Source organism: Streptomyces sp. (genome assembly GCF_031181555.1).
GTDB lineage: Bacteria > Actinomycetota > Actinomycetes > Streptomycetales > Streptomycetaceae > Streptomyces > Streptomyces fimbriatus.
The window spans coordinates 1-3,309 of the sequence record NZ_JAPSKQ010000307.1; the positions used below are offsets into that span (position 1 = coordinate 1).

Annotated in this window: 5 protein-coding genes; 4 read left to right on the forward strand and 1 reads right to left on the reverse strand. The window is 74.8% G+C overall.

Translation table 11 applies throughout. The features are described 5' to 3' along the window. A partial coding sequence (locus RIM90_RS31155; RefSeq protein ID WP_309064090.1) for a serine/threonine-protein kinase occupies positions 1 to 949 on the reverse strand: 949 nt, incomplete at its 3' end. A gap of 194 nt (positions 950 to 1,143) precedes the next feature. Here RIM90_RS31155 and RIM90_RS31160 point away from each other — a divergent pair. The 4 genes from RIM90_RS31160 to RIM90_RS31175 form a co-directional block, all read left to right on the forward strand. Continuing rightward, positions 1,144 to 1,419, forward strand: a complete 276-nt coding sequence (locus RIM90_RS31160; RefSeq protein ID WP_309064091.1) for a hypothetical protein — start codon at positions 1,144 to 1,146, stop codon at positions 1,417 to 1,419. A gap of 223 nt (positions 1,420 to 1,642) precedes the next feature. Beyond that, positions 1,643 to 1,852 carry a hypothetical protein gene (locus RIM90_RS31165; RefSeq protein ID WP_309064092.1) on the forward strand — a complete coding sequence of 70 codons (210 nt, stop codon included), beginning with the start codon at positions 1,643 to 1,645 and terminating at the stop codon, positions 1,850 to 1,852. Between the two features lie 193 nt (positions 1,853 to 2,045). Continuing rightward, entirely contained in the window at positions 2,046 to 2,978 is a 933-nt protein-coding gene (locus tag RIM90_RS31170; protein WP_309064093.1) for a phosphotransferase, read from the forward strand. Positions 2,979 to 3,058: 80 nt separating this feature from the next. Beyond that, on the forward strand, positions 3,059 to 3,309 hold a 251-nt coding region (locus tag RIM90_RS31175), incomplete at its 3' end, for a zf-TFIIB domain-containing protein (RefSeq protein ID WP_309064094.1).

Sequence of the window (3,309 nt, forward strand, 5' to 3'; positions counted from 1 at the left end):
GCGCGCCGCGCTGACCCGGCCGGCGCCCCTGAGCACGGTCCGGGTGGGTGTCGGCGAGGCGTCCGACGGGCCGCTCCGTGACGGCGTCGCGCGGCGCGGGCGGACGGACGTCGACGAGGCCCTGGGCCTCCCGGGCCGCGATCTCCTTGAGCCGCAGCGAGAGCTGGAGCGTACTGGGCCGCTCCTCGGGATCCTTCGCCAGGCAGGCGCGGACGAGCGGGGCCAGGGCGTCCGGGACGCCGTGCAGTTGGGCCTCCTCGTGCACGACGCGGTACAGCATCACCTCGGAACTGCCGTGCCCGAAGGGGGAGTCGCCCATCGACGCGTACGCGAGCGTGGCGCCCAGCGAGAACACGTCCGTGGCCGGGGTGACGGCGGCGCCGCGCACCTGCTCCGGGGCGAGGAAGCCGGGCGAGCCGACCGCGGTGCCGACGTGCGTGAGGGTCGAGGCGCCGGTCGCCCAGGCGATGCCGAAGTCGATGATCCGCGGCCCCTTCGGGGACAGCAGGATGTTGGACGGCTTCAGGTCCCGGTGCACCACGCCGGCCTCGTGCACGGCGACCAGTCCCTCGGACAGGGCCGCGCCGATGGCGGCGACCTCGGCCGCGCCGAGCGGCCCCTCGTCCACGACCTTGTCGTGCAGCGACGGGCCGGGCACGTACTGGGTGGCGAACCACGGCCGTTCCGCGTCGAGATCGGCGGCCACCAGCCGCGCCGTGCAGCCCCCGCGGATGCGCCGTGCCGCCGAGACCTCGCGCGCGAACCGCGAGCGGAACTCCTGGTCCTCCGCCAGATCGGGCCGGATGACCTTCAGCGCGACCCGCTGCCCCTTCTTGTCGGAGCCCAGGTAGACCACGCCCATCCCGCCCGCGCCGAGCCGTCGGTGAAGCCTGAAAGAGCCGACGACGCGCGGGTCCTCGCGCCTCAGGCGCATCATCGCCATGTTCATCCCCGCTGCCCGGTCCTGTGACGTGCCACAGCTTACGTTTCCACGGCCGCCCGTGCGCAGAGGCCGCGCCCTCTCGGACCGATCGATTGTCAGTGCCCGGTGGGAGACTTGAAGGGTGGACGGGGAGCGCGCGAGCAGGCCGGGTCCACCGGCGAGCGATCCCAACCACCCGACGCCGAAGGGGGATTGATCGCGTGAAGGGTGACCGCGTGGAGATAGTCGTGGACGCGGGGGACACGACGCGCACCTACGAGGTGGTGGCGAGCAGGGCCGGGCGGCGGGTGGAGACGGCGGTCCGCCGGGGGGTGGTGGAAGTGAGCGAAGTCACCCGAAACGGTACGGTCGTGCGGACGGCCCGTTTCATGGCGAACCGGGTGCTCGCACTGGTGGAGCAGCCGGTGCCGCGGGAGGACACCTCGGAGAAAGCCGGACAGAGCGGCCGACCCCTCCGGGATGACCCTGAGACGTAGGACCCCTTCTCCACCCAGGGGAGTACACCGCAGGTCACGGCTCATCCTCCGGGAGGCCCGGCAATCGGTACGAGGGCATGACGTCCGGGGAGCGCCGGGCCCCTAGATTTGAGGTCAAGCGGCGGGTGCAGCACTCGTCCCCCGAGGTCGGACGCCCGCCGCTGCCAACGACATCGCACGACAACGCGACAACACGACAACCGAAACGGTCAGGAGAGGGACCATGGCCCACACGGCACCGCGGACACCGGTCCGCACGCGGGAGCGCATGGCGGGCACCGCCGGGTTCCGGCCGCGCCGCGAGGGCCGTCGCCACCCGCTGGTGGCGACGCTGATGGCCCTTCCCCTGGCGGTCCTGCTCCTCCTCGTCTTCGACGGGTGGGAGACGGTGACCACACAGGCGTCGTCCGTGGGCGAGATGCTGGGGCGCTGAGCGGCGACTCCAGGCCCGGAAGAGCGGTCCGGGCGGGGACATCCACCCATGAAACCCCGTGGGGACGGGGGTGCGGCGGACGGCACAGATGCCGGCGCAGCTGGGGAGCTGCGCCGGCATTGCCGTCGCCTCCGGCGCTCCGGTGAAGGCACTCCTCGTACCCTCCCTTCAGACCCGCGCCCCAGGGAGCCCCGTGACCGCCGACGCCCTCCTCCCCGACCTCACCGCCCGCGTCAGAGGCATGGCCCACGCACGCACCCCGGCCTGCCCCTGCGGCGCGACCGGCACCCTGGCCGACCGTCCCGACGGCACCGTCGTACGCCACGCGGACATCGTCGCGAAGGCCCACGCCCCGGACGCCGACCCCGTCGGGCTGACCCGGCGCCTCACCGCGGCCGCGGACCTCCCGGACGTCTTCCTGCCCCCGCTCGGCCCCGGCCCGGTCGCCCTGCACGGCCGGCTCGTGACCTTCTGGCCGTACGGGGTCCCCGTCGACCCGGACGATCCCGACGCCGCCCCGTGGGAGGCCGCCGCCGCCCTGCTCGCCCGGCTGCACCGCACCCCCGCCCCCGCGCCGCTGCCCGCCATGCGGGGCCCGGCCGAGGCGGCCCGCGCCGTCACCCGGCTGCGGGCCCTCGGCTCCGCCCCGGCCGCCGTCCCCGTGCTGCGCGCCTGGGCCGCCCTGCCCCCGTGGGCCCGCGCCGAGGACCCCCTGCCGGACCGTGCCACCCTCTGCCACGGCGACTTCCACCTGGGCCAGCTCGTGCGCCTCCGCGGCGGTTCCTGGCGGCTGATAGACGTCGACGATCTGGGCGTGGGCGTCCCCGCCTGGGATCTGGCGCGTCCGGCGGCCTGGTACGCGTGCGGGCTGCTGCCGGGGGAGGAGTGGGGGCGGTTCCTCGGCTCCTACCGGGCCGCGGGCGGGCCGGCCGTCCCCGACGACGGTGACCCCTGGGCCGTACTGGACGTCCCGGCCCGCGCCCTCACCGTGCAGACCGCCGCGCGGATGATCGTCAAGGCCGCGGCGGACGGGCGGCCCCCGGACGAGGTGGAGCAGTCCGTGATCGACGCCTGTGCGCGCATGGCCGCGGTCCCGCCCCGGTCGGCGCACACCTCCGGCGGCTAGGGTGCAACCGACCGGAGCCGGGCGGTGTCTGTCCTGGCGACGTGTGAAGCAGGGCCGACCGGCGAGGAGTTGAACCGATCATGCAGTGTCCGAAGTGTCGTGCGCCGATGCACACCTACCACCGCAACGGCGTCCAGATCGAGCAGTGCAGCGGGTGCCGAGGGATCTTCCTCGACTACGGCGAGCTGGAGTCGCTGACCCGGCTGGAGGCCCAGTGGTCCCAGCCCGCACCGCCCGCCGCTCCGCAGGCGTACCCGGCGGCCCCGCCGCCTCCCGCGTGGGGCGCCCCGCACGCCGGCCACCACGGACACCGCCGGCACAAGGGCTTCGG